The 26,672-nt window shown below is 62.7% G+C and carries 23 protein-coding genes; 17 read left to right on the top strand and 6 right to left on the bottom strand.

What is annotated here, in order from left to right; all coding sequences use genetic code 11:
- Window positions 1-35 precede the first annotated feature (35 nt).
- From RS897_RS18480 to RS897_RS18490, 3 genes are all read left to right on the top strand, one after another.
- On the top strand, window positions 36-1,406 hold the full coding sequence (locus RS897_RS18480) for a TolC family outer membrane protein (protein WP_315837950.1): 1,371 nt from the start codon (window positions 36-38) through the stop codon (window positions 1,404-1,406).
- Between the two features lie 116 nt (window positions 1,407-1,522).
- Complete coding sequence (locus RS897_RS18485; RefSeq protein ID WP_315837951.1) at window positions 1,523-1,759, top strand: hypothetical protein; 237 nt, start codon at window positions 1,523-1,525, stop codon at window positions 1,757-1,759.
- A gap of 202 nt (window positions 1,760-1,961) precedes the next feature.
- Complete coding sequence (locus RS897_RS18490) at window positions 1,962-2,153, top strand: hypothetical protein (RefSeq protein ID WP_315837952.1); 192 nt, start codon at window positions 1,962-1,964, stop codon at window positions 2,151-2,153.
- A 30-nt stretch (window positions 2,154-2,183) separates the two neighbouring features.
- Here RS897_RS18490 and RS897_RS18495 read toward each other — a convergent pair whose 3' ends face one another.
- Together RS897_RS18495 and RS897_RS18500 are read right to left on the bottom strand one after the other, a co-directional pair.
- A complete protein-coding gene (locus tag RS897_RS18495; RefSeq protein WP_315837953.1) occupies window positions 2,184-2,924 on the bottom strand; it encodes an SDR family NAD(P)-dependent oxidoreductase in 741 nt (246 codons plus the stop codon).
- Window positions 2,921-3,802, bottom strand: coding sequence for an aminotransferase class IV (locus RS897_RS18500; RefSeq protein WP_315837954.1), 882 nt, complete (start codon window positions 3,800-3,802; stop codon window positions 2,921-2,923). The genes RS897_RS18495 and RS897_RS18500 overlap by 4 nt, the downstream gene beginning before the upstream one ends.
- Window positions 3,803-4,058: 256 nt before the next feature.
- On the opposite strand from RS897_RS18500, the gene RS897_RS18505 reads away from it, so the two are divergent.
- Both RS897_RS18505 and RS897_RS18510 read left to right on the top strand, forming a co-directional pair.
- Window positions 4,059-4,442 (top strand): type II toxin-antitoxin system RelE/ParE family toxin, encoded by a 384-nt coding sequence (locus RS897_RS18505; RefSeq protein WP_315837955.1) that lies wholly within the window; start codon window positions 4,059-4,061, stop codon window positions 4,440-4,442.
- Window position 4,443: 1 nt separating this feature from the next.
- Window positions 4,444-4,779, top strand: coding sequence for a helix-turn-helix domain-containing protein (locus RS897_RS18510; RefSeq protein ID WP_315837956.1), 336 nt, complete (start codon window positions 4,444-4,446; stop codon window positions 4,777-4,779).
- A 414-nt stretch (window positions 4,780-5,193) separates the two neighbouring features.
- On the opposite strand, the gene RS897_RS18515 is transcribed toward RS897_RS18510, so the two are convergent.
- Window positions 5,194-6,396, bottom strand: a complete 1,203-nt coding sequence (locus RS897_RS18515) for an amidohydrolase family protein (RefSeq protein WP_315837957.1) — start codon at window positions 6,394-6,396, stop codon at window positions 5,194-5,196.
- Window positions 6,397-6,698: 302 nt separating this feature from the next.
- Here RS897_RS18515 and RS897_RS18520 point away from each other — a divergent pair, with 302 nt between their 5' ends.
- The gene (locus tag RS897_RS18520; RefSeq protein ID WP_315837958.1) at window positions 6,699-7,472 is read left to right on the top strand and encodes a ferredoxin--NADP reductase; all 774 of its coding nucleotides are present in this window, start codon (window positions 6,699-6,701) and stop codon (window positions 7,470-7,472) included.
- Between the two features lie 259 nt (window positions 7,473-7,731).
- On the opposite strand, the gene RS897_RS18525 is transcribed toward RS897_RS18520, so the two are convergent.
- Together RS897_RS18525 and RS897_RS18530 are read right to left on the bottom strand one after the other, a co-directional pair.
- Entirely contained in the window at window positions 7,732-8,625 is an 894-nt protein-coding gene (locus tag RS897_RS18525) for an NAD(P)-dependent oxidoreductase (protein WP_315837959.1), read from the bottom strand.
- 254 nt (window positions 8,626-8,879) lie between these two features.
- Window positions 8,880-9,890 (bottom strand): LacI family DNA-binding transcriptional regulator, encoded by a 1,011-nt coding sequence (locus tag RS897_RS18530; protein ID WP_315837960.1) that lies wholly within the window; start codon window positions 9,888-9,890, stop codon window positions 8,880-8,882.
- A gap of 209 nt (window positions 9,891-10,099) precedes the next feature.
- Here RS897_RS18530 and RS897_RS18535 point away from each other — a divergent pair, with 209 nt between their 5' ends.
- The 3 genes from RS897_RS18535 (at window position 10,100) to RS897_RS18545 (ending at window position 14,141) form a co-directional block, all read left to right on the top strand.
- Complete coding sequence (locus tag RS897_RS18535) at window positions 10,100-11,338, top strand: pyridoxal phosphate-dependent aminotransferase (protein ID WP_407654511.1); 1,239 nt, start codon at window positions 10,100-10,102, stop codon at window positions 11,336-11,338.
- Between the two features lie 95 nt (window positions 11,339-11,433).
- Window positions 11,434-12,738 carry an MFS transporter gene (locus RS897_RS18540; protein WP_315837962.1) on the top strand — a complete coding sequence of 435 codons (1,305 nt, stop codon included), beginning with the start codon at window positions 11,434-11,436 and terminating at the stop codon, window positions 12,736-12,738.
- Window positions 12,739-12,761: 23 nt separating this feature from the next.
- On the top strand, window positions 12,762-14,141 hold the full coding sequence (locus tag RS897_RS18545; RefSeq protein ID WP_315837963.1) for an NAD(P)/FAD-dependent oxidoreductase: 1,380 nt from the start codon (window positions 12,762-12,764) through the stop codon (window positions 14,139-14,141).
- Between the two features lie 285 nt (window positions 14,142-14,426).
- On the opposite strand, the gene RS897_RS18550 is transcribed toward RS897_RS18545, so the two are convergent.
- A complete protein-coding gene (locus RS897_RS18550) occupies window positions 14,427-15,851 on the bottom strand; it encodes a CapA family protein (protein ID WP_315837964.1) in 1,425 nt (474 codons plus the stop codon).
- Window positions 15,852-16,090: 239 nt separating this feature from the next.
- Here RS897_RS18550 and RS897_RS18555 point away from each other — a divergent pair, with 239 nt between their 5' ends.
- The 8 genes from RS897_RS18555 (at window position 16,091) to RS897_RS18590 (ending at window position 26,658) form a co-directional block, all read left to right on the top strand.
- Window positions 16,091-17,215 (top strand): mandelate racemase/muconate lactonizing enzyme family protein, encoded by a 1,125-nt coding sequence (locus tag RS897_RS18555; protein ID WP_315837965.1) that lies wholly within the window; start codon window positions 16,091-16,093, stop codon window positions 17,213-17,215.
- Window positions 17,216-17,576: 361 nt separating this feature from the next.
- Complete coding sequence (locus RS897_RS18560; RefSeq protein ID WP_315837966.1) at window positions 17,577-18,578, top strand: ABC transporter substrate-binding protein; 1,002 nt, start codon at window positions 17,577-17,579, stop codon at window positions 18,576-18,578.
- Between the two features lie 67 nt (window positions 18,579-18,645).
- On the top strand, window positions 18,646-19,488 hold the full coding sequence (locus RS897_RS18565; protein ID WP_315837967.1) for an ABC transporter permease: 843 nt from the start codon (window positions 18,646-18,648) through the stop codon (window positions 19,486-19,488).
- Between the two features lie 30 nt (window positions 19,489-19,518).
- Window positions 19,519-20,301 carry an ABC transporter ATP-binding protein gene (locus tag RS897_RS18570; protein WP_315837968.1) on the top strand — a complete coding sequence of 261 codons (783 nt, stop codon included), beginning with the start codon at window positions 19,519-19,521 and terminating at the stop codon, window positions 20,299-20,301.
- 59 nt (window positions 20,302-20,360) lie between these two features.
- Window positions 20,361-21,083 carry a gluconate 2-dehydrogenase subunit 3 family protein gene (locus tag RS897_RS18575; RefSeq protein ID WP_315837969.1) on the top strand — a complete coding sequence of 241 codons (723 nt, stop codon included), beginning with the start codon at window positions 20,361-20,363 and terminating at the stop codon, window positions 21,081-21,083.
- 10 nt (window positions 21,084-21,093) lie between these two features.
- Window positions 21,094-22,863 (top strand): GMC family oxidoreductase, encoded by a 1,770-nt coding sequence (locus RS897_RS18580; protein ID WP_315837970.1) that lies wholly within the window; start codon window positions 21,094-21,096, stop codon window positions 22,861-22,863.
- 12 nt (window positions 22,864-22,875) lie between these two features.
- Complete coding sequence (locus RS897_RS18585; RefSeq protein ID WP_315837971.1) at window positions 22,876-23,259, top strand: c-type cytochrome; 384 nt, start codon at window positions 22,876-22,878, stop codon at window positions 23,257-23,259.
- A gap of 681 nt (window positions 23,260-23,940) precedes the next feature.
- Window positions 23,941-26,658 (top strand): phosphoenolpyruvate carboxylase, encoded by a 2,718-nt coding sequence (locus RS897_RS18590; protein ID WP_315837972.1) that lies wholly within the window; start codon window positions 23,941-23,943, stop codon window positions 26,656-26,658.
- Window positions 26,659-26,672: the final 14 nt, after the last annotated feature.

Raw genomic sequence — 26,672 nt, forward strand, 5'->3', positions numbered from 1 at the left:
GCTGGCACAGTGCGTGGACGCGGCGGACGGCGGCGATGTTGCGGATCGGCGCCTTCGCGGTTCTGCTGCATCTGGGGAGCGGTCGATCCGCCTCGGCTGAAACCATCGAAACGGCCCTCGTGTTGGCTTATCAGGCCAACCCGCAGCTCAATGCGGAGCGGGCCCGGCAGCGCGCCACCGATGAGAACGTGCCGCAGGCACTGGCCGGCTACCGACCGCAGATCATGGCGAGCCTGAGCACCGGCCTGCAGCAGGTCCGCGATTTGCTGCCGGGCAATGTCATTGCCAACGCCACGCTGCGGCCCTGGACAATCGGTGTCACCGTCACGCAAGTGCTGTTTAACGGCTTCAAGACCGCCAGCAGCGTTCGTGTCGCCGAGTTCCAGGTCAAATCAGGCCGCGAGGCGCTGCGCAATGTCGGCCAGGGCGTGCTGCTGGATGGCGTCACCGCCTATATGAACGTGCTGGCCAGCCAGGCGCTGGTCGAAGCCCAGCGTGCCAACGTAACGTTCCTGAAAGAGACATTGACCATCACCCGCCGGCGGCTGGAGTCCGGCGACGTCACCCCGACCGATACCGCCCAGGCCGAGGCGCGGCTCAGCCGAGGGCTCGCCGACCTCAACGCTGCCGAGGTGGCCTATGCCATCAGCAAGGAAACCTACGCCCAGGTGATCGGCCAGTTACCGGGATCGCTGATGCCGGCCGCGACGGTGGACCGGTTGTCGCCGGGCAGTCTCGGCGAATCGAGCACGGCGGCCCGCGACGAAAATCCCGCCGTCATCGCCGCGAGCTACGACGTGGAGGTGGCCACCACCACCATCAGCGTGGCGGAAAGCAGTTTGTTGCCGCAGGTGAGTGTCCAGGGCGGCGTCAGCCGCAGTGTCGAGAGCGATACCACGCTGGGTTCATTCCGCACCGACCAGGCATCGATCGTCGGACAAGCCAGCGTGCCGATCTATGACGGCGGCACGGCAGCATCGCAGACGCGACAGGCCAAGGAGCTGGCGTCCCAAAGCCGCCTGGTGCTGGAGCAGGTGCGCAACCAGGCCCGCACGGCGGTCGCCAGCGCCTGGGTTACCAACGAAGGCTCCAAGGTGGCGCTGCGCGCCGCGGAGTCCGAAGTGAAGGCGGCCGGCGTTGCGCTCGACGGCGTGCGGCGTGAAGCGCAGGCCGGCCAGCGCACCACCGTCGATGTGCTGAATGCTCAGCAGGACCTGATCAACGCCAAAACCCGCCAGATCGTGGCACAGCGTGATCGGGTGATCGCGTCCTACACGCTACTGAGCGCTGTGGGCCGGCTCGACGTGCGCACGCTGAACCTCAACACCCCGGATTACCTGCCCGAGGTGCATTACCATCAGGTTCGCGACGCCTGGCACGGCCTGCGCACCCCGGACGGCAAGTGATGCGTTCCGGCCGGTTATGAAATCCTTATGAGGACGGGTCGCGTTCCGTCTCGATTTCCTATTGCGACATCCGCATCTTTGATGATCAGGCAATGGCTGAGCTGTCGGAGACCCGCATGAGGTTGCATTTTTTCTCGCTCTATCCTGCTCTGGCCGCGATCCAGGCGGGGCTACGTTCCGGGGGAACGCATTTTCTGACCCGGCTGTCGGGAGGATCGGTCAGGCAGTATCGGCCGGAGGCGCATTACATGCGCGGCCCCGGCCCGAAATGGCGCAAGAAGCACGGTGAGGATGGACCAAGCTCCAAATACGTGCAGCACCTTGCGCTGCTGAATGACAAGTGGAGCCTGTAGAGCGTTTTCCAGCGAGACGCGCCGCACGCGGCGCTCTTCACTATGAGGGCGGGCGTCTCGAAGGATGGGCCGCGAAGATGCCGCTTGGCATGGCAGCTGCTGCAGCTCCGCGGTGGCCGCCGAATGCCAGGCCCCGAAGGCCTGAAGAGGGCGCGATGCGGGGCCACAGCAGATAGTGCGCACCAACATGGGAGACGGCTGTATGATCCAGCGCAACCAGCTGTCGGCGCGGTCGCCAGTGATGCCCGGTACCAAGCAGGAGGATCGTCGTATGGCGCTGAAACCGTTGGAATTGCGGACACTGACCCCGGAGGAAAGGGCGGCGCGTGAGCGTGCGATCAAGAAAGCAAAGAACGCGGCGAAGGTCAGGCCATCAAAGAAGAAGAAAAAATAAGGGTTAAGCCCAGGACCAAGTCGATGCGGCTCAGTCCAGTTGACGCGGCGTGCGCAGGCCGGCGGTCTCGCCGCCATCGACGGGGATCACCGTCCCGTTCACATAGCCGGACTGCTCCGAGATCAGCCATGCGATGACCTCGCCGACATCTTCGGGGGTCGCGAGACGGCCGGAGGGAATCCGCAGCTCCAGCGCGCGGCGTTTTCGATCGTCGGCCAGCACCGTCTGCATCATCCGTGTGGCCACTTGGCCGGGGCAGATGGCGTTGAAACGCACGAGATGGCCGAGCTCCAGCGCCAGCGACTGGGTGAGCCCGATCACCGCGGCCTTTGAGGCGCTGTAGATCGCGAGCTTCTCTTCACCGACCTGTCCGGCGACCGAGGCGACGTTGACCACCGCGCCTTGTCCCGCGATCAGCCCATCGAGGGCAAAGCGGGTCATCAGGAAGACGCTGCGGGCATTCACCTGCATGATGGTGTCCCAATCATTGGCCGTGGTTTGTCCGAACTCATGGCGGCCGCCGATCCCGGCATTGTTGACCAGGCCGCGGATGCGGCCGTCGCCCAATTGCATGGCGCGATCGACCAGGGCCCGGCAGTCGGCCTCCTCACTCATGTCGGCGCGCATATAAGTCGCGCCTTCGATCTCGCGTGCGGCCTGATCGCCGGCCTCGCTGTCGCGTCCGGCGATCAGGATGCGGTGGCCTGCTTTGGCAAGGCATTGTGCTGCCGCGCGCCCGATGCCCTGGGTGCCGCCGGTCACGATGATCATGGTGCGGAATCCCCAGTGGTGGCGACGGAGTAATCGACGGATGTGGCGTGCCAGCCCTCGGCACGCTTGGCCCAGAACAGATCCTTCAGACGCGCCGAGATCGGCCCGGGACGGTCGTTGTTCATGATGCGCCCGTCGATGCGGGACGCCGGCATGATGCCTCCCGCCGTGGTGCTGGCGAAGATCTCATCCGAATCGCGAAATTCGTCGGCGTGAATATCGCGCACCTCGGTGGGGATGCCGAGTTCCGCACACATCTCCAGAACCGATGCGCGGGTCACGCCTTCGAGCGCGCCGCGTGCCGGGCAGATGACCTTGCCGTCGATGATGCAGAATACGTTGAAGCCCGAACCTTCGGTGACGTTGTCGTCGAAGTCGAGCAGGACCGGATAGTCTGCTCCAGTATCCTCCGCCTCGATCAGCCCGCGGGTGAAGTCGCCCCAGTGGAAGTTCTTCACCGTCGGATCGACGCTTTCCGTCGGAATCCGGCGCGCCTTGGGGATGATGAGATGCAAACCGCGCGCGAACATCTCGGGGGTGGCGACGGACACCCAGGGAATGGCGTAACACGACAGATAGCTGCGGCAGTTCGACGGATGCCGCGTCTTTCCCGGCGGTGGCGCGGCGCGAAGGCAATCCATCGCGACATACGCCTCGCGCAAACAGGCCATCGCCACCAGCCGATTGAGGATCGCCTTGATCTGCGCGTCGCTCTCGGGCGGCGTCATGCGCAGGCTGTTCATCGAGGTGCGGAAGCGGTTGATATGATCGTCGAGCCGGAAGAATGCGCCCTGCCAGACGCCGACGACATCATAAGTCACATCGGATCGGCGGTAGCCCGAGTCCGTCACCGGAATGGCGGCGTCCGTGACCGGCATGTAACGCCCGTCAAGATACGCTGCGCCTGCGGCATACCGTGAATCAGGACCTGGCTCATGATTGCCTGCGTTCATCTCAGCCTCGCCACTGCAGTTACGTTGCTACGGGCGATTATGCCCGCTTCTTCGTCGTGATGTAACGATGCTTGCAGCGCTCGGCCGTATAAAGAGGTGACACCCACGTCCTGATGATCTCACCCAATCAGGGCAAATGTCGTCTTGACGAAATATGGTGGTATCACCATAGTATGGAAGAGTGAGCAGGAAGCCACCCGATCTCAAGGAATGTGTCTTTATTGGCTCCAGCCTTAAAGACCTCAAGGCGTTTCCGCTCAAGGTGCAGAATCGTATGGGATTCGCGTTGCATCAAGTGCAGGCGGGCGACGAGCCGCTCGCCGCGAAAGCGCTCAAGGGGTTCGGCGGGCGTTCGATTTTGGAGCTTGTGGACGATTTTGACGGAGACACCTATCGGGCGGCCTACACAGTCCGTTTTGCAAAGATGGTCTACGTGCTGCATGCCTTTCAGAAAAAATCGAAAAAAGGTATTGCGACGCCTCAGCGGGACCTTGAGCTCATCAAGGCGCGTCTACGGGATGCAGAGGTGCATTACCGCGAGCTGAATGAAAAAGGAGGGCGCTGACATGGCCAAACGTATTCAAGCTCGCAAAGGAAGCGGCAACGTCTTTGCCGATCTTGGCTTACCCAATCCCGAAGAGCGGATGCTGAAGTCCAGCATCGTGATTGAACTAAGCCGGCTCATCAAGCAGCGAGGCCTGACTCAGCTCAATGCGGCCAAGTTAGTGGGCATTTCCCAACCGGATATGTCGCATCTGCTCCGCGGCGACTTCGACGATTATTCAGCGGAACGTCTGATGAAGATGCTGACCGCCTTCGACCAGGATGTTGAGATCATCACGAGGCCCCACCGAAGGGCCGGCGAGCGCGGTCGTATTATTTTCAAGCCAGTAGCCGCGTAGGATTTGCTCCCGGGAAGGACCCCGTCGTGATGTAACGATGCTTGCAGCGCTCGGCCGTATAAAGAAGTGACACCCACGTCCTGATGATCTCACCCAATCAGGACGTGGATGCACGTCAACCCGGCAGGCCGGGCTGTGGTCTCAAAAAATGTGCCTCAGGCATGCGTTTTCTGACGCGTGCGTCTTGAAGCCTAAGCACGCGTTTTCGAACGCATGCGTCTTGGAGCTTAAGCATGCATCTTCCAATGCATGCGTCTCGTAGAAAGTGTCTTGAAGGCTGGATTAAGCGATTCGAATGACCGCGCCATTTCAGCTAGAGCATGATCCGCAAAAACGGAAGCCGATTTCCCCTGCGACAAACGCAAAGCGCGGTTGCGCAGGGAACATGCTCCATCGAAAACTGCAGCGCGATGGCTAGTGGGCTTTAGAGACGATTTCAGGCACTTTGGTGGCGGGCGGCGTATTTCGGCTGCGTTGGGTGCGCACGATTCCGTCAATGATGGTCATGCCGATGCCGGGCAGGTCGCCGAGCTGCACGCTGTCCAGGATGTTCTTGCCGGCCGAATGCTGGGCCTTGTCCATGATGACGAAATCGGCCGCGCGGCCCACCTCGATCAGGCCGCAATCCAGCGCGCGCATCCGTGCGGTGTTGCCGGTGGCGAAGCAGAAGGCCACCTCGGCCGGCACATCGCCGAGCGATGACAACAGCGACACCATGCGCAGGATGCCAAGCGGCTGCACGCCGGAGCCGGCCGGCGCATCGGTGCCGAGGATGACGCGCTTGAGGTCGCCCATCTCGCGCGCGATCCGCAGTGTGTAGAGCGCGGCGCGTTCATTGCCGTTGTGCACGAGCTCGAGGCCGCGCTTGCAGCCCTCGCAGATACAGCGGATCTGGCCGTCGGGGAGCGCCGTGTGGCCGCCATTGATGTGGCCGACCACGTCGGTGTCGGCCTCCAGCACCACGTCGGCGTCGATCAGCCCGGAGCCGGGGATCGAAGGGCCGCCGGTGTGGATGGTGCTCTGGATGCCGTATTTGCGCGCCCAGGCCACCATCTTGCGCGCGGTCGGGCCGTCCTTGACGCCGCCGAGGCCGACTTCGCCGAGCAGCTTGACGCCGGCCGCCGCCAGTTCCTTGAAATCTTCCTCGGTCATGCCCGGTTCGATCACCGGCGCGCCGGCATGGACCTTGACCCCGCCGGGGCGGAAATTGTCGAACGCGCGTTGCGCAAAGATCGCCATCGCCTTGACGCCGACCACGTCCCGCGGACGTCCCGGCATATGGACCTCGCCGGCGGAGATCATGGTGGTGACGCCGCCGTTCAGGAAACTGTCGATCCAGCCGATCTGGTTCTGCCGGGGGGTCCAGTCGCCGGCCACCGGGTGCACATGGCTGTCGATCAGGCCGGGCGTTACCGTGGTACCGTTGGCGTCGATCACCGTGGTGGCGCCCTCGGTATCCAGATCTTTGGCGCGCCCGATGGCGCTGATTTTGCCGTTGTCGGCAACAATCGTGTCGGCGTCGTGAACCGGTTTGTCGATATCGCCACTCAGGAGCAGGCCGATATTGCGGATCACCAGCTTGCTGGGGCCGCCTGCCTGCGGTTCATCGTGCGCCATGGGGTCTGTCCTTTTGTGCTCGTTTTGGTGCTGTCGGGGGCATTCCCCGAAACGGCGGAATTTTGGCTTAGAATAACCCTAACTCGTTGAAAAAGAGAATTTTAGTGCGGTGCAGCGCATTTCGTTTTGAGCGAAAATACCTTAGATACACCCCAGCTTGAGCCCGGTCTTGACGGTGGGAACCCATTGGGTTATTCATTAGTACACAAACGAATTAACCAGACAAGTTTCTTCGACAAGTTCTTCAGCATCCTTCCGGCCGGACAACCCCAAAATTCAGCCTTGTGAGTGACGGATCAAAGATGAGCAACTTCAATCAGGAAAGCGTTGTCAGCGTCCACCACTGGACCGATACCCTGTTCAGCTTCAAGACCACCCGCGATCCCTCGTTCCGTTTCCGCAACGGCGAATTCACCATGATCGGCCTGAAGGTCAACGAGAAGCCGCTGCTGCGCGCCTACAGCGTCGCCAGCGCGAACTACGAAGAGCAGCTCGAATTCTTCTCCATCAAGGTGCAGGACGGCCCGCTGACCTCCCGGCTGCAGCATCTCAAGGAAGGCGATTCCATCATCGTCAGCCGCAAGGCCACCGGCACCCTGGTGATCGACAACCTGCTTGACGGCCGCAACCTGTATCTGGTCGGCACCGGCACGGGTCTCGCGCCGTTCCTGAGCGTGATCAAGGATCCGGAGACCTACGAGCGTTTCGAGAAGGTCGTGCTGTTGCACGGCTGCCGCCACGTCAAGGAACTCGCTTATGGCGAGATGATCACCGAGACGCTGCCGAAGGACGAAATGCTCGGCGAGATGGTGCGCAACCAGCTGATCTATTACCCGACCGTGACCCGCGACCCCTTCCACAACCGCGGCCGCATCACCGACCTGATGTCATCGGGCAAGCTGTTCAGCGATGTCGGCCTGGCCGATTTGGAGGCCGAAAAGGATCGCGTCATGATCTGCGGCAGCCCGGCGCTGCTCACCGACACCAAGCAGCTGCTGCTCGATCGCAACTTCATCGAAGGCAACCACGGCGAGCCCGGCCACTTCGTGGTCGAGAAGGCTTTTGCCGAGCGCTGATCATAGCGTTTTCGAGCGAAGTGGATACCGGTTCGCGTCAAGAAAACGCGTCAAAACGAAAGACGAGAGCATCGGTTCTGATGCAATCAGAACCGATGCTCTCGAGTTCACCACCAGACTGCCAGGCCGCAAGCAGCCATGCTTGCGGCTTTTTTCTTTTTGGGGCGGCGTTGTAGTCCGGATGAGCCAACGGGTCCGCGCGAAGCGCGGCCCGATGACAGGCTCCGCGACATCCGGGAAAGCGTCCGCGGCAAGCGGGCTACAGCACGATCTTCTGATGATAGGCGTCAAGGACGTCATCGGCGCTATAACTTTTGCGTTCAGCGAAGCTGCTGCGCAGCGCGGCGTCGGAGGATAAACGAAGTCGCTTGACGACCGCTTCCGTCATCACCGGTTCGAGGCCGAGTTCCTGCAGGCCGTCGCGGACCCCTTCCATCTCGACGGCCCGGCGTTCGGCGTGCAGCACGTCCGTGCGGATGCACATGTCCAGGAACTTGCTGAAGGTTGTCGCATCCATCGTTGAACAGATGCCGCGTAGGACTTCCTGCCGCACGCCGGCCAATGAAGCCGCCGTCAGGGCCTCCACCACCAGCGTTTCGATTCCCTTTGTCACCACGCTGCGCAGCATCTTGACCGCGGCGGCCTTGCCCGCTTCGGAGCCTGCGAGTTCGATGGAAAAGCCGAGTGGCGTAAAAATCTGAAAAAACCGCGCCGCCCCGCTGCCCGACGTATAGAGCGGAACGGAAGCGCCATACAGGCTGACGGCGCCCATCAGATTGGAGTCGGCGAACCGGCCGCCGCGCGCCTCGACCGCCTCTGCGACCCGTTTCTTGGTGGTCGGTGTCGAAGCATTGATGTCAATGACCAGCGTGTCCGGCCCGATGATCTCAGCGATCGCTTCTCCCATCTGTCCGGCCGAGGCGACGACCACCGCCGAGAAGACGACATCCATGTCGCTGAGATCGTCAATCTCGTCGACCAATGTGACCCCGCATCGGGCGGCCTGGGCGATAAAGGCCTCGGAATAGGGCGGTCTGTTCGTCTGGCCCTGGCAATACGCCAGGATCGGCTTTACGCCCTGTGCTGCCAGGTGGGATGAAAAGCACTGTGCGGCTTCTCCAAAACCAACAAAACCAATCCTGGGATGCCGCATGCGATGCTCCAAAAAGACCGGAAAAAAACCCGGCAAAAAAACCGGACCGTGCAGAGTTGCGATCTTTGCAGGTAAGTTTGGCAGTGTCAATGAACCGGTTCATCAAAATGATGACTCACGTCGCGCCGCCACGCCCGTGCGATATCGGCGCTGGCTGCGGTCGGATACCGAATGGTTCTGGAAAGGGCTTTGAAGAGTGTGGTTGCGCCGAGGAGGCCGGCCGCAAGAATGAGGGCTGATGAACGCCGCTGAGGTCAAACGGCTCTGCAGGAGCCGCGGACAACCAGCGAAACCGGAAGCCGGATGCGGCGGGGAGGCGACTGTGTTTCCTGGTCGATCCTGTCCAGCAGCATTTCGGCGGCATGGCGGCCCATTTCCGAACGGTCCCAGCGCAACGCCGTGATCGGTGGTGTGTTGAGTTCGGCCAGGTCGGAGTCGTTTCCGCTGATGACGGAAATGTCCTTTCCCACAACCAGGTCCGCCGCGCGGATCGCGCGCAGGGGGCCGGGCAGCGTGTCGAGACCGGCGGCATAGATCGCTGTCGGCCGCTCCTTGCGGCCAAGCAGGGCGGATGTTTCGCGAAACGTCGCCTCGTTCGAGAGCAGGCGGTCGCGAATGAGAGACGCATCAACCTGAACTCCGAAGGAACGATGAGCTTCGGTGTACCCCTCGATGCGGCTGCGGGACGGATAGGCCTTCGGATCACCGACCAGCAGTGCAATACGGCGATGTCCCAGCGACAACAGGTATTCGGTGGCTTGACGGGCTCCGGACCGATGATCGGCCGAGACGCTGTCCACGGATTGGACGAGTTCGCGATCGATCAGCACGACCGGCATGGCGGCGTTGGTGATGGCGTTGACGAGATCGGGATCGGTCTCGTCGCTCATCGTCATCATCACGCCGTCGACGCGGCGTTGGCTGAATGTCTGCAGCAGGGAGAGCTCGACGTTCTTGGCGTTCGAGGTGCTTGCAAGAATGAACGTGTAGCCGGCGCTGCGGAAGGCTGCCTCGGCTGCTTTCACATAGCTGGCGAATGCCGGGATATCGAAGTCGCGAATGGCGCAGGCGACCATTTTGGTTCGGGGGCTGCGCATGCTCTGGGCGATGGCGTTTCGCTGATAGCCCAGAGTCGAAATCGTTTTCTGGACGCGCTCGCGTATTTCCTTGGTCACCGAATGGTGATCGTTCAAAACGCGGGACACCGTTCCAACGGCGACGTCAGCCGCCGCCGCGACATCGCGAATGGTGACGTTGCGTCTCATCGCCTTTCCCATGGGTCGAAATCCCCCTCTGGCAGCCTCTCGCGCCCCGGAGGCGCCGTCGCGCCCCCGGGGCGCTATTGCGCCCAGTTAGCACGGAAATGATCACGGCATACGAAATAGACGCATGAATCGAACCCCGCATTGGAAACGGTTCATTGACAGTTCGGAAAATGGAGTGATAGTTGTTGGTATTCCCTCGTTTTGGAGAGATGAACGTGTTCCAAACTGCCCTGCGCCTCACGCGCGTCAAGCCCTCGCCCACGGTCACGCTGTCCGCTCGCGTGGCGGCTCTCGTGGCAGCCGGCAAGGATGTTCTCAGCCTCGTTGCCGGTGAGCCTGATTTCGACACCCCGGACCACATCAAGGAAGCGGCTTCCGCGGCCATCGCGCGTGGCGAGACCAAGTACACGGCCGTCGATGGAACGCCCGCCCTGAAGGATGCGGTCGCCGGCAAATTCCGGCGCGAGAATGGATTGAGCTACGAGCGGGATCAGGTCGTCGTCAGCACCGGGGGAAAGCAGGTCGTCTACAACGCGTTGATGGCGAGCGTCAGCCCGGGAGACGAGGTGGTGATTCCGGCTCCCTACTGGGTCTCCTATCCGGAAATCGTGTTGCTCGCCGAGGGAACGCCAGTGATCGTGCCGTGCGCGGCGGAGCGGGGCTTCAAGCTCGCGGCCGCGGACCTCGAGGCGGCGATCACGCCAAGGACACGCTGGGTGATCCTGAATTCTCCCTCCAATCCGTCGGGCGCGGCCTATACGAAGCCGGAGCTCAAGGCGCTCACCGATGTTCTGGTGCGTCACCCGCACGTCTGGGTGCTCACCGACGACATTTACGAGCATCTCACCTACGGCGACTTCGACTTCGCCACTCCCGCCCAGATCGAGCCGAAGCTCTATGATCGTACGCTGACGATGAACGGGGTTTCGAAGACCTACTGCATGACCGGCTGGCGCATCGGTTACGGCGCGGGGCCGCGCCCGCTGATCAAGGCCATGGCGGCCATCCAGTCGCACTCGACGACAAACCCGTCCTCGATCAGCCAGGCCGCCGCCCTGGAGGCTCTCACCGGCTCGCAGGACTTCATCGCCGGCCACGTGTCGGCTTTCGAACGGCGGCGCGACATGGTTGTCGACGGCCTCAACGCCATCGATGGAATTGTCTGCCACAAGCCGGAGGGAGCCTTCTACGTGTTTCCATCCTGTGCCGAATTCATCGGGGCGCGGCGTCCGGACGGCGGCGTCATCGCCAGCGACGAGGATTTTGTCCTGTATCTGATGGATCGAGCAGGTGTCGGGCTTGTGCACGGCACCGCGTTCGGCTCGCCGGGACATTTCCGGCTGTCCTATGCGGCGTCCAACCAGCGCCTGGAGCAGGGGCTGGAGCGGATCGCCGCGGCCTGCGCGCATCTTGAACGCATGGATGTGTCGGCTGCCGTACCGGCCTGATCGATCCGGCTTCCCGATTCCGCACAACCCGCTCGCGCGTTTCCGGCGCCGCTGGTCCCTCTGCAGAGGGGCCAGCCGCCATTCAAGGAGTTAACGTGGGTCTGTATGACCATTCGCAGGAAGGTCGTCTGATCAGCTCGGCGCGGGGCATGGCCGCGACCGGCCGAGCCCGGCTTTCCGAACGCCTGATCATCGTTCTGCTCAGTACGGTCGCGTTCGTGGTCGCCCTGAACTCCATCATCATTTTTCCGCTGGGTCCGTTCCTGGCGGCGAGCCTTGGTTTTCCGGCTCAGCAAGTCGGCTTCCTCGGCGGCAGTTATTCGATCGCCGCCGCCGTCGGCGGATTCGTCTCCGCCGGCTTTCTGGACAGGTTCGATCGCCGCGCAGCGCTGGTTGCCTGCGCTCTCGGGTTCGTCGCGGCGACGGCGCTCTGCGCTACGGCGACGAACATCGCCGGGCTGGTCGCCATGCGGGCGCTTGCCGGATTGTTCGCCGGTCCCTTGTGGGGGCTGCTGATCGCCATCGCTTCGGACAATGTACCGCCGGAGCGGCGCGGCGCGGCGGTCGGGGTTTTGATCGGCGCCTACGGCTTGGCATTGATTGTCGGGCTGCCCCTGGGGGTCATGGTCGCGACCTCGGCAATGGGCTGGCAGATGAACTTCGTCGGCATCGCCGTCATCAGCCTGATTCTGGCTGGAATCGTCAGCTGGCAGATCGGCGCGCAACGCCAGCACCTGGCCGAATTGCGAACCTGGAGTTGGTCCGAACAGCAGGCCGCCATGATCGAACTCGCCACGGCGCGCTCCAGCATTCTCGCGTTTCTGCTGATTGCGAGCGCGTCCTATGCAGCTCTGCTGATCTCGCCGAACCTCGCCGTGTTCGCCGTCCACAATGCTGGTCTGTCGCCGGAGCGCCTGGCGCATGTCTATCTGCTGGGCGGCGTCATGTCTCTGCTGGCGATGCCGTTGACGGGCCGCCTGGTCGATAGCCTCGGCGCAACGCCCGTCTCCATTGCCGTCGCCATGATCACCACTGTTCTTCTGGTCGTCGTCTTCATCGACCGTCGTGCGATCGACCTGCCCGCGGTTCCGCTGTTTGCTCTCATCGTTGTTTTCCAACTGGTGCGCAGCACGGTCAACCAGGCCTGGGTCACGCGCGTGCCGGCTGTCGGGGAGCGCGCGGCCTTTCAAGCTCTCATCGCCGCGTTCACCAATCTCGCGCAGGCCGCGGGCGCCGCCAGCGCGCCGTTCCTGCTCGGCCTTTCGCCGGATGGGCAGCTTGTCGGAATGGATGCTGTTGCCCTGCTGGCTCTGTTGATGACCTGGGCTGCGCCTCCTCTGTTGCTCATGCTTGATCGTGTCCTGGCCAATCGGGCTCTGCCCCCCAACAGCCCGCCGTGATGTCTTCGGAGAAGGAGAGCGCCATGCGAGACGAGTTGCTGCACGACAATGAAACGTCGCTGCCGCAGGTTTACAGGACGGGCGTCGACGATCCTCCGACCCGGGTCCTGACCGGGTATCAGCGCGCCGATGTGGCGATCGTCGGGGCAGGGCTCACGGGCTTGTCGGCAGCGCTCCATGCCGCCAGGCTGGGAATGACCGTTGCGGTGGTGGAAGCCAATGGGATCGGCACCGGTGCCAGCGGGCGGAGTTTCGGCCAGGTCGTCCCCTATTTGAAGCATGAACCGGGGCATGCCCTGAAGCTGTTCGGGGAGACTCTGGGAGAACGGCTGGTCACGGCGGCCGCCAGCGGTCCTGATTTCGTGTTCGGACTGATCGAGACGTATCAGATTGCCTGCGAGGCGGTGCAAGGCGGGCTGATCTTCGCGGCCCATTCTTCCGAAGGCCTCGAACGGCTGACGCAGCGCGCCGCTTTCTGGCGCAGACGTGGAGCGACTGTCGACATTCTCGATCGGGACGGAACGTCACAGGCGATCGGCGGCGGAGATTATCCGGGCGCGCTGCTCGATCACCGCGGCGGCACGCTGAACTCCTTCGCATTCACGGTCGGTCTCGCGCGGGCTGCGGCAATGAATGGCGTCAGCCTGTTCTGCGGCTCACCCGCCGAAGCGATCAGTCGCCATGGTGCGACCGGTTGGAAGTTGAAGACCGGTTCCGGATCCTTGATTGCCGACAAGATATTGATCTGCACCAATGCCTATCGCAACGATCTGGCCCCCGGCATCGGCGCTCATGTGCTTCCCATCCGCGTTCACCAGGCCGCAAGCGAACCTCTTCCTGCCGAGATCGCAAGCACGATCCTCCCTGGCGGACGAGCCCTGACCGATACGCGCCGGTTGCCGTCCGGTGTTCGTCTCACCAGAGACCGACGCCTCGTCGTCACCATTGAAGGCCCCTTGTTCTCGACCGGCGGCGCCGATCTCAAGCACGCTGCCGCGCGCATTTCCGGACTCTTTCCGCACCTCGGCCCGATGGTGTGGCAGCCGAGCTGGAGCGGTTGGATTGACATGGCGCCGGACCAGTATCCGCGCATCATCGAAGCGGCGCCAGGCATCATGGTCGGCACCGGCCTCAGCGGGCGTGGTCTTGCTCTTGGGCCGCTGCTCGGCCGCGACCTGGCGCACCGGGCCGCCGGCGCGCATTCCGACGAACTCGCATTCGGCGTCGTCGGTCCGCAGGACGGCCCGCGCTGGCCCATCGGAGCCAAGGCGATCGCCGGCGGAGCGGCACTGCAGCGCAGATGGATGGATCGGATCGATGTTTGGCGCAGGCGCGGCTGGGCACGAGACCGCGGGATCTCTCCGCAAAACAGGCGCGCGCGTCGCTCCCATCTCGCGACCTGACGATCGTCGAATGGAGTTCAGGGTCAACTCATGGTGCTGGCTTCGCGGGCCTGGTAACGGCGAAGTCTAGCTGAATGCCGTGAACATCGCCGCAGGCCGGGCAGGCTTGACCGAGACCGACATGGCCTTGAACGCTGGCTGAGCAAGCCTTCGTCGAGACGATGACGGCGTTCGATAGCTCCGAGGAGCCCGCGGCGACTTGGAGCGTTTTCCAGCGACCTGGATACCGGTTCTCCCGCGGCAAACGCCAAGCGTTTGCGCGGAGAAACCGCGTCAAACAAGAATCTAGGGGGAGGCCGTCTGCTGCCCGATGCGGACGATGCCGACGCCGTCCTCGATGGCGATCCGGGTGCCGAACGGTTCCGAAAGACCTTGCAGGCGCTTCAGGATGGACTGGGCTTTTTCGGTGTCCGCCAGGACGGGCACTCCGCGCCGCGATGCTCGCCCCAAGGCGTCCAGATCGATGGGGTAGAGCCGGATTTCCTTGATGTCGCCGCGCTCGAAGCGGCTGACCGCGACGACACTTTCCAGCAGCGTCGTGTCGTTCAAGAGCAGCTCGCGCCATTGATGCATGTAGGTGGCGGGCGTGATGGCGTCCGGGTTGGCGCCGAGCAGCGCGTAATGGTCACGCGGCAACGGTTGCAGCGCGTCGTCCATGTGGCAGAAATTCGCCAGCGAATAGAAGATCGGCTTGCCTTTGTAGATTTCGATCCCCCGCAACAAATGAGGCCCGTGCCCGACGAAAATATCGGCGCCGGCGTCGATCGCCTTGTGCGCGATCGCCTGCATGAAGGCTGCCGGAACGAGGTTGGATTGGTCGAATTCGTGGCTGTGCATGGACACCACGGTGAAGTCCGCCGCCTGCTTGCCTTGCCGGATGTTGCTCAGGATATCGCGTTCATCCCTGGCATCGATCTCGAACGTGCGGATGACGCTGTCGCCGACGCCCGGGTCGCTGCGATAACTCGTCGTCTCGAGCGTGACCGTGCCCGCCGCGGGGCGCGCGGTCCATTCCGTCGGCGGCACCGCCCTTCGCAGAGCCTCGAGCACGGCAAGGCGCTGCGGCGAGACGGTCACGATCCGCGTGACGCGCAATGCGTTGACACCGCCGCGGCCGGGAATTTCACCCAGAGGATCCATCGCTCGCGACATCGGCGTGAAAGTCGAGGTGAGGCCGATCAGCGCGGCGCGGACCGATTTCACCTCCAGGAAACGCGGCGCACGGGCCGCGGCAAGGGTCTCGCCGGTTCCGGCGTGAGCGATGCCGGCGCGGTCCAGGGCCTGGCTGGTGGCGCGCATGCCCTCGACTCCCCAGTCGGTCGCATGATTGTTGGCGCGGCCCACCATGTTGAAGCCCAAGGCCTTCAAGTCCTGAGGCTGGTCGGGCGTCGCCAGAAGCCAACTGCCGCCCGCTTCCGCCTGGGCGGTGCCGGCGAAGCTTTTGAGGTCGAGAGCGGTGTCCTCATAATTGCCGACCGTGATGTCCGCGTTCCGCAGAATGTCCAGAAGTCCTGGTGACACCACCTTGAGCATTCCGGTGATCGGATAGGTGCAGATCAGATCGCCGACGGCCGTCACGGTAAAGCCGTCCGGGACGTGGTTCTGCTCCGGCTGCGGCGAGGCGGTCTCGGATGATGCCGGCCCGGCCGCAAACGTCTGGAGCATCGCCATGATCAAGGAGTAAGTCAGGATTTGCCGCCTTCGTATCATCGGTGTCTCCTTGATCGTCGCCGTTTCCGCGAAGGCCGGGTCTTGTGATCCCCGCACAGGCGAAGCGCCGGGCGGGTGAACGGGATGCTGGAAACGGCTTTACATCGATATGAAACGATTCCATATTGAGACGGAATTGTCGAGATCATGTTCTGATATATATTATCTTTCTAGGATGAACCGATCGCTTTCGCCGGTTGCAAGTCACCGAGAAGCGGTCATGACCCCGCTGTCCCGCCATGATGACAAATCCCTGTTTCTCCGGTGTGAGCCTTCGTGTTTCGGAAGCTCGCCTGCATTATCCGTCCGGTGAGGAGGTGCACACGGCTGCGTCGGGGCGTGTCGATGCCCTGCACGAGATCTTTCTGGAGATCGGAACGGAGACCGGCTTCTGCGGACTCGGCGAGATCCGCGCCAACATCGCCTTCATCACCGGCACTCCCGAATCTCGCGTGCTGCCGGGAATCGTCGGGCTGCTGCGCGCGATTGACTGGCGCAAGGAGCCGGCTGCGATCCTGCGGGACCTGCCGATGCCCGGTGCCGGGTTTCCGAAGATCAGCCGGGCCCTTGTCGAGAACGCGCTCGTCGACGGCCTCGGCCGCGCCGAGGGGCGCACGGCTTGCAGTTTTCTCGGCGGGGCCTGGCAAAGGGCCGTGCCGTGCAATCAATGCATCTTCTGGGGCGACGACGCGGCCATGCATCGCTTGGCGGAGCGTTACTGGGCCGAAGGGTTTCGCTCCATCAAACTGCGTGTTGGCATCGGAACGCTGGACGATGACCATCGACGGGCCGCGTGGCTGCGCGAACGCTTTGGCGACGATCTGCATCTGGCCGTCGATGCCAACGGGGCCTGGACTCCGTCAGCGTCACTGGCGGCCATCGCCCGCCTGGGGCCCCTGGGGATCGACTATGTCGAACAGCCAACCTCGCCGGGAGACTGGGGTGCCCTGGAGGAGGTCGGACGCGCGACAGATATTCCCATCATGATCGATGAGGGTCTCCAGGGCGAACACGACATCGCTCTGCTCTGCCGGCAAGCGCCGCGCTTTTCCGCGCATCTCAAGATCGCCAAGGCCGGCGGTGCGCTCGCGATGGTGAAAATCGGCAGGCGGCTTGACCGCCACGGGGTGTCCTATGTGGTCGGGCAGATGAACGAGGGGACCGTGGCCACGGCGACCGCCATTCATTGCGCCATGGCGCTCAAGCCCATGTTCGGGGAGCTCTATGGTGCATTGGGCCTGTTGGATGATCCGGCCTCGGGCGTGAGTTATGCCGGCGGCCAGGTCTCGGTGCGGGAGCGTCCTGGTTTCGGCGTCTCTTTCGATCCGAGCCTAACCCGGACGCTGTGGATCTCGGAATCCTGACCGAAAGCGGCGCGGCCTTCATTTATTTAAATGCGTAAATGCGCCGGTGAGACACCGGCGAGTTTTCGCAGAGCAAGCCGCTGGTTTGGCGGCCGCTCCAATCTCCTCTGCATCGGCGCGCGCGTGATGACGATCGTTGCAGCGCTGCGCAGATATTGAGCGGCCGGTCACGTCGACATGCGAAGGATCGCTGCACGCCGTGTCGAACTGCGACCGCAAACTCCGGGAAAAAACCACGTCGAGCCGCGCATGACGCCTCGATCTGCCCCATCGGCGGACCATCATTGCCCGATTTGGAACCGTTTCATAATTGGCCTGTGATTTGCTTGGACTGATGGAGCGCCATGGACTGGAGGGAAGAATGATGCGGGCATCGACAAGGATTTTCGGTTGGGCAGCCGTGATAGGCACGATCTTGGTGTCGCTGCTCCCCTTGGCGCCGGCGGCTGCGGAGCCGATGCCCAAGCTCGATTTTGCCGGCTCCTTCACGTGGCTGGGCCAGGTCCCCATTCTTGTTGCCGTCGAGAAGGGCTTCTTCAAAGACGAAGGCCTGGACGTCAGCGTCCAGGTGATCCTGAGTTCGAGCGACCGGATCCGGGCCGTGACCTCCGGCGCTGTCGCGTTCAGCAACCTCGGCCGTTCGAGCGTGATCAGCGAGATGGCGCGCGGCAACAACAGCTTCTTCTATTTTGCCAATGTCGACGATTCTCCCGGCAGCGAAGGATGCTGGGCACGGGCCGGCTTCCAGTCCTTTCCCGACCTCAAGGGCAAGAAAGTCGCGGCCAACACCTCGGCCGAGGTGACGATGGACGGCCTGCTTCAGAACTCCGGCATGAGCACGCGGGACATCCAGTTCGTGAATCTGTCGCCCAACGAGATGGCGCTCGCGCTCGGACGCGGCGATGTCGATGCGGCCTGTGTATGGCAACCGCTGCTCGACAACCTCAAGAAGGCTGCGCCGGATGGAAAGCTGCTCGGCACCGACGCCGACACGGAGAGCTACAAGCGCTTCGGCACGATGTCATCGCCGGACATTCTGATCATCTCCCGAAAGCTGGTGGAGGAGCACCCCGATCAGGCGCGCCGACTTGCGGTCGCGATCCTCCGCGGAGCGGATTATGTGAACGAGAATCCTGAAGCCGCCGCCGCCGCCGTCGCGCACCTGTTCCGGCAACCGCCCGATGTCTTGCTCGCCGGCATCAGGAACTTCAAATACTACGGCTCGAAAGGCTGGCGACAGCATCTCAACAAGCACACCGAGCAGATGCAGTTTCTCTCGCTCTGGCTGCATCGGAACAAGAAGATCGAGAGTGCTCCCGACGTCAAGCAGTGGGAGAACACGTCGTTCGTCCCCGAATTGTGAAGTGTCGCTGGTCCGCGCGAGCGGAGCGGCATTCCCTGCGGCTCAATCTGATGGAAAGACAAGTGACATGACGTCGGCACCCGATATGGTCAGCAATCTCGTTGCTCCGCCCGACCGGGCGAAGCAGAAGCGCGGCGCGAGCCTTCGTGATCGCCCGATTATCCTGCTCAATGTCCTCGGCGTATTCGCATTTTGCGTCACCTGGACGCTGGCGACCGAAGGGGGCTGGGTGTCGCCGCTGTTTCTTCCGTCTCCGTTCAAGGTCGCAAGCGAGGCCGCGGGTGTCGCCGCCACTCACGAACTGTGGTGGGCGATCGCGGCGTCTTCGCTGCGCGTGTTTTTCGGCTTCGCGCTCGCAGCGGCCGTTGCAGTGCCTCTTGGCGTGCTGATGGGCAGCTGGTGGCCGGCCAAGGCGTTCATCGATCCGCTGATCTCGCTGCTGCGCCCGCTGCCTTCCATCACCTGGATTCCGCTCACGATGCTGTGGCTCGGTATTGGAGAAGCGCAAAAGGTCGCCATCGTGTTCATGGGGTCCTGGATCTACATCCTGCTCTACACCGTGGAGAGCACCAAGCGGGTGGATCCGATCCTGATCAAGGCGGCAAGAAATCTTGGCGCCTCTGAGTTCGCCGTCATGCGGGAGGTCGTGCTTCCTGGTGCCCTTCCAGGAATTCTGTCGGGCCTCAAGGTCAGTCTCGCCATTGCCTGGTCCTGCGTGCTGTCGGCCGAGATGGTTGCGGCCCAGAACGGACTTGGCGCCCTGATCTGGTCAGCGAAGGACTGGGGCAATCTCGCGCTGGTGCTGGTGGGCATGGTGAGTATCTCGGCCACGGTGCTCATCGCCGATCTCCTGGCCAACCGGCTGGAGCGCGCGCTGCTGCCCTGGGAACGCCACAAGCGCCAGAACTGACCCCGATCTCCGCGACAAAGGACGTTCTCGATGTCATCAGTCATTCTCTCCGCACAACATGTCAGCAAGTCCTTTTCCGTGCGCCAGAACGAGAGTGTTCTGGCACTGCGCGACGTCAGCCTCGATGTCTACGAGCACGAGTTCATGTGTCTTCTCGGCGCGTCCGGATGCGGCAAGTCGACATTGCTGAACATGTTCGCAGGTTTCACGGCGCCGTCGCAGGGCGATATCCTGCTGCGATCGAGCCCGATCACCGGCATCGACCCCCGCTGCGGCATGATGTTCCAGTCCTATGCGCTGTTTCCATGGCGGACGGTTCGCAAGAACGTCGAGTTCGGCCCCCGCATGAAGGGTCTGCCTGCCGCCGAGTGCCGGGCCATCGCCGGTCGATTCATCGAGATGGTCGGCCTGCGCGGCTTTGCCGATCATTATCCGGCCGAATTGTCCGGCGGCATGCAGCAGCGCGCGACGCTCGCGCGCAGCCTGGCAGCCGATCCGGAAGTGCTGCTGATGGATGAGCCCTTTGCAGCGGTCGACGCCATGACGCGCCACGTTCTGCAGGAGGAGCTCAGTCGCATTCAGCGGGAGAGCCTCAAGACCGTCGTGCTGGTGACCCACAACATCGATGAGGCATTGATCATGGCCGATCGCATCGTGGTGATGTCCCCCCATCCCGGCCAGATCAAGGCGGTCATCACCAATGACCTCGCGCGGCCGCGCGATATCGATGTTCAGCTGTCCCGTGCATGGGGCGCACTGAAGAAGGACGTCTGGTCGCTCGTCGCAGGCGACGTTTCGCTGCACGCGGCCTGACGTCCCCGCGACGGGGAGGCGGCGCGTATCGGACCGCAGAACAAGCCAGGGAGATGAGAGTGGTGGATATAGCCCGGCGCGACGTGTTGACGATGGCGGGAGCGGTGGGTGTCGGAGCCGCCATTCCGGTTTCTCCAGCGCTGGCAGAGGCGCCGGGGAAGGACCCGCCTCAAGCTCCGGCTGCAAACGCAGCGCGATCCTATCAGTTCTTCAATCTCGACGAGGCGGCCTTCATCGAGGCTTTTGTCGATCATCTGATTCCGGCCGACGACCTCACGCCCTCGGGGACGGAGCTCGGCATCTCCATCTATATCGACAGGCAGCTCGCCGGTGCCTGGGGCAAGGGAGCGCGGATGTATCAACTCGGGCCGTGGGCTGCCGGCACGCCGCAGCAGGGCTATCAGCTGCCGCTTGCTCCCGCCGATCTCTACCGCTGTGCCATCCGCGCCGTCGAAGCCCATTGCGCGTCCGCCCACGGCGGCAGTTTCGACAGGCTTCAACCCGCGCTGCGCCAGCAGGTCGTGCAGGCCCTCTCGGAAGGACGCCTTCCGCTTCAGGAGATTCCGGCCGGCGCTTCTTTCGACAAGACTTTTTTCGACATGGCCTATGCCAACGTCATGGAGGGTCTGTTCGCCGATCCGATCTATGGCGGCAACAAGGACAAGCGTGGCTGGAAGCTGGTCGGATTTCCCGGCGTGATGGCCGCGCATGCCGAGAACATCGAGCGCTTCCGCGGCAAGCCGTATCCGGTCGAGCCGCTCGGCATTGCCGATCTCTCGTGAGGATGTCCTGATGGCGACGAAACTCAAGGAGGCCGACGTCGTCATCGTCGGCATGGGCTGGACCGGCGGCATCATGGCCAAGGAGCTGTCGGATGCGGGGTTGACCGTGGTCGGGCTGGAGCGAGGTCCTCCGCGCTCGGACGCCGACTTCTCGGTGCCGATGATCCGTGACGAACTGCGCTACGCCGTCCGCAACGAGCTGTTCATGGATGTCAGCCGCGATACGCTGACCTTCCGCAACACGCCGGGACAGCAGGCGCTGCCGATGCGCAGGCTCGGCTCCTTCCTGCCGGGCGAAGGCGTGGGCGGCGCCGGCGTGCATTGGAACGGACAGACCTATCGCTTCTCTCCTCATGACCACGCTCTGCGTTCCCGCGTGGAAGAGCGATACGGCAAATCCTTTATCCCGCAGGACATGCAATTGGCCGACTGGCCGATGAGTTATGCCGAGCTCGAACCCCACTACGACAAGTTCGAGTACATGGCGGGCATCTCCGGGAAGGCGGGCAACATCGCCGGCAAGATTCAGGAGGGGGGCAATCCCTTCGAGGGGCCGCGTGCGCGCGAGTATCCGAATCCTCCGCTCAAGCCGAGCCTCGCCAGCGAAATGTTCACGGAGACGACCAGGAAGCTCGGATATCATCCGTTTCCGCGCCCCGCTGCCAACATGAGCCGCCCCTATACCAATCCGGACGGCATTCAGCTCGGCGAGTGCCAGTATTGCGGCTTCTGCGAGAATTTCGGTTGCGAGGCCAACGCCAAGGCCAGCCCGCATATCACGGTGATCCCGGCCGCCCTTCGCAACAAGAACTTCTCCATGAAACCGTACGCCTGGGTCACGCGTGTCAATCGCACTGCGGATGGAAAGCGGGCGACCGGGGTCACCTACACCAGCGTGCTGACCGGGGAGGAATTCGAGCAGCCGGCCAGCCTCGTGATCCTGTGCGCGTATGGTTTCGGCAATGTCCACCTGATGTTGCTGTCCGGCATCGGCAAGCCTTACGACCCGGTCAGCGAGACCGGCACGGTGGGGAAGGGTTATTGCTACCAGGTGGCCACAGTCGTGCAGTCGTTCTTCGAGGACAGGATCTTCAATCCCTTCATGGGCACTGGCTCGCTGGGCGTGGTCATCGACGATTTCAACGGCGACAATTTCGATCACGGGCCGGTGGGGTACATCGGCGGCGCCTCGATCTACAGCGCGTCGCTGGGCGGACGTCCGATCAATCAGCGTGGCGTGCCGCCGGGCACCCCGCGCTGGGGATCGGAATGGAAGAAGGCGACCGCGCGCTGGTATAACCGCACACTGCAGATGTCGGTGCAGGGATCGAACATGGCCAGCCGCTACAACTATCTCGATCTCGATCCGACCTATCGCAACGCGTTCGGCTTGCCGCTGATGCGCATGACCTACAATTTCACCGACAACGACGAGAAGCTCTCGGCCCATCTGACGACTGTCGCCCATGACATCGCCCGCGCGATGGGGCCGACGCATCTCGGCGCCAAGGCACCCCGCCGGGCGCCTTATTCGATCGTGCCTTATCAGAGCACGCACAACACCGGCGGCGCGATCGCTGGGCATGATCCAAGCAAAAGCGCCCTCAATCGATACTTGCAGAGCTGGGACGTCTCCAACGTCTTTGTCATGGGCGCCAGCGCCTTCCCGCACAACTCCGGCTACAATCCCACCGGCGCCGTCGGAGCTCTGACCTATTGGGCGGCCGATGCGATCCGGACGAAGTATCTGAAGGATCCAGGCCCGCTCTTGCGCACCTGATAGGAGCAAAAGGTGAAGGATCCGGCGCGTCGATTGCTCGTTGCATGCGTGTTTGTCCTCGCCGGCGCGCGCGTCGCCCAATCCGCCGATTTGGCAAAGGGCGAAGTCCTGTTCCAGAAGTGTCATGCCTGTCACGCCACCAAACAGGAGGGGACAACGCTTGGACCGTCGCTCGCGGGACTCTTCGGCCGCGCGGCAGGGAGCCAGGAGCAGTTTCGTTTCTCGCCTGCCATGCGCCGCAGTCATCTGGTCTGGGATGATGCAACACTGGATCGGTTCCTGGCTGAACCTCAGATGCTTGTGCCCGGCAACCGCATGCCATTTGCAGGTATGCCCGAGAAGAACGACCGCGACGATCTGATCGCCTACCTGCGCAAGGCAACAACCGAACAGTGACATCGCCTTAGCGCCTTTCGTCGCCACGCCGAACGCCTGTTCGATCGGCGTGCGAATGCGCTGGTTGTCGAAAACAGCGCGTTCGTTTTTCCCGCGCAGAGCGCGCCCGCGTCGACGATCTCGGACTTGCCCCGCGCTACCGGGCAGTCCGCTTCGATGAATCTCCGCCCGGCATCAATGAACGCTGGAGCCGTCGCGAGGCCAACGATCGACGCTCGTTTTTGAAGAGGCTTTCCGACAATGCGCAAAACGCACGCACAGTGACGCCCGCAATTCGTGCAGCTCAACCGCGATTTGTGCATCGCATTCAATTGACGCGGTGCACAGATTTGGTAACGTTTCATCAGCATCGAGATGAAATGTCGCGCGGTCAGAGACACGCCTGTTGATGAATCGTCTGCAGAAAAACAACAAAATACCAAGTTTAAAAATGCTTTTTGTGGCGATTGTCTTTGTTGTCTCTGCTGAGCTGAAGGTAATTATTCCCTTTAATTGCCGGAATCTAGCCTGAATTCGTGAAAACGAAAAGGAATCGGGGCTATGTATTCGCATGATGTGGTCGTAAATGCGGTAAATCCTGCAATAATCGAGAATGTAGTAAGTATAGATGCTTCGTCGCAATTCACGCGCGGCGCATCTTGCGTTGCAGCATCGCAGCACATGTTCGATCGCATTTGGAACATGTTCATTCAGATTATCAAGTGCGACGTGCTGTCGGACGGTGACGCCGTCGTCGTCACCGAAGCTGATATCAGGGAGACCTATGGCGGGTGGTCCTCGATCCATCCGACCTCCGGCGCAGATGGCGGAGCGGGCGCAGCCAAAGATCGCTCTTTCGATCCGCGCGACCTGAGAACGCTCCGCGTCACGCTGATGCGGCAACTCCTGATCAACGCATCGTTGCAGGCTTGCCTCAACCGCCAGCGCCGCGGTGTGTCCATTGTCGATCGGACCGATTGGCGGCCTTCTCGCGGCGAGAGCGGGCCTCTGCGCATGGAGCTCGGCCTGCATTGCCAGGAGACGGAGTTTCTGCGCGCCAGGGTCGTCAAGGGCCTGCGCGGCTTGGTGCAGGTGCTTGAGGACGACCTGTCGGATCACGCAGTCAGCGAAGCGCTCAAAGCCTTGTGGGATGCAATCTGGTCCGACGAGGACGTCGACCTCGTTGCAACCCAGTTGCTCTATGCGGACAGCATGTACGCGGCGCTGCCGCAAGCACTGAGCGAGGCGAGCAGTCTGCTCGCCGGGCAAGGTCTCGATCCCGCGGATCTGGAGACCTGTCTCAGGCCCTACACCTGGCTCTACGGCGATCGCGACGGGCGCCCGCATGACACCGATGCGCACACTGAAAGACTGATTATCGCGCTCGAAAAGGGCATTCGCGCCAATTACCGGCGCGACCTCGCCGAGATCGCCAAAGGCCATCCAGCTTCGAAGTTTTTTCAAGCGCTCGCGGAAAGGCTCGATCCCGGTCACCCCGAAAGCTTCACGACGCCCGTGCAGATTCTGGCGGAGCTGGAGGCGAGCGACTGGCGCACCGATGAACGCGTTCGTGCGCTGGCGCTGCGTATCGGCGTCTTCGGTTTCCACTACCTCAAGATCGAATTCCGTCAGAACGCAGCCATGTTCACCGAGGTGGTGGACAGCATCCTTCCGTCCGGCCTGATCGCCGGGACGCTCGGCTCCGGCCGTCCTTCCTCTTATGCCGAGCTTTCGACGGCCGACAGGGTCGAGCTTCTCACCCGGCTGCACGGGTGCAACGGCCAGCGCCAGGACCTGCGCCAGGACCTGCCCCAAAATCTGCCCGAGCAGCTCTGGCGGCGTTTCTGGGACGACAACAGCCAGGCCTTTTACGATAAGGCAGCCCACTATCAGGGCAGGGACTACATCGACATCTACAATGTCGATCGCGCGCACATTCGCATCCTCAACGCCGTCAATACGCTGAACACCCTCAAGCTGCTGAAGACCTACAGCGATCGGATCACGATCCACGGTATCGCGGAAGCGGCCAACATCGACGAGCCCTTGGCGCTGCTGTTCCTGCTGGCCGCCGCCGGCCACCGCAACGGTGTCGACATCGCGCTGCAGCCCGAGGATCTCGCGGGCGCAGAATCCATGCTGCAACAGGTCGAGGATCTCTACACCAATCCGGTCTATCTGGAGCATCTGGAGCTGCGCGGCCGCCGGCAATTCATCACCTTCGGACCTAGCGACACCGGCAAGCAGGGCGGCAAGGCGATGCATATTGCGAATATGCAGATCGCCAAACTGCATCGGGCCATCGCCCGCCGCTTCCGTATCGAGCTCGTACCCAGCATTGTGATCGGATACGAGCATGCGCGTTCGAACGGGCCGATTGCCGAGAACCTCGAGGCTTTTGACGCATTCGCCGGCAATGACGTACGCTACATGCTCTCCGGCATCCTGGAGATGCGCAGTCATCTCCTGACGCCCCTGATGGCGCACCAGTGTCTGCGGGATCTGCTCCTGGCGAACGCGATGCGTCGGTCGCCGCTCAGTCTCGCAAAGCCGTCCCGCGGCAACGACCTGAACGGCGCTTCGCGGGTCGACTGGATCGCGATCGTCCGGCTCTACAAGCAGAGATTCTTCGAGCACCCGGTGCTGCCGGCGCTGCTGCGCGGTATGGCGCGTTTCGACATCGTTCGCGCCAACAGCAAGAGCACCCGCCCTCCGTCCCGCGCCTTCGACGTGCAGGAGCTGGAATCGCGGCCGGATGCCATCCGCGCGATCCCCTGGACGCGGGCACTGATGCTGAGTGGCGTGCATCACGAGTTGATCGGCGCGAGTCTGCTGGCGACGCGGGACGTGGGCGATCTGCGGGATCTGTACAGAGCAGATGCAAGTTTCCGCGGCTATGTCAAAAACATGGCTTACGCGGCCGCGCGCACCCGCATGGAGCTCGCCTGGCGGACCTTGACCGGTGCGGTTCCCGAACGGCGCGACGTGATGGCGCTGGCAGGCGGCATCAGGCCGAGCGACATCACGGATCCGCGTCAGCTCCTGGCGTCGATTCACGTCGAATACGTCCAGGCCAAACGTCTTGTCTACAAGGCTCAGTATGGCGTCGACCCCGTCAGTCCCGAAGACCTCACAGCCGAGCAGCTGCTGAGTGCGTGGCCTTTGCTCGCCCAGGAAGTCGCGTGGAAAGAGCGCGAGATCGATCGCTACGTCTCGCTTCTTGTGGCCACCAGGCACGAGGCCGAGCTGTTCAGCAAGGCTGCGATCCAGGACATCTATTCCGGCTTCATCCTCTCCGCCAACACCGATCTCTTGTTTTACGCGGCGGAAGAACCAGACGTGCCTCGGCGCGAAAGCAACGATCACGAACTCGAACACGGCTATGGCCGACGTCACCATTCCCTTCGTACGGCGGTTTGATCGGACGGTTATTG

Origin of the sequence: Bradyrhizobium prioriisuperbiae, assembly GCF_032397745.1 — a bacterium.
Classification (GTDB): Bacteria; Pseudomonadota; Alphaproteobacteria; order Rhizobiales; family Xanthobacteraceae; genus Bradyrhizobium_A; species Bradyrhizobium_A prioriisuperbiae.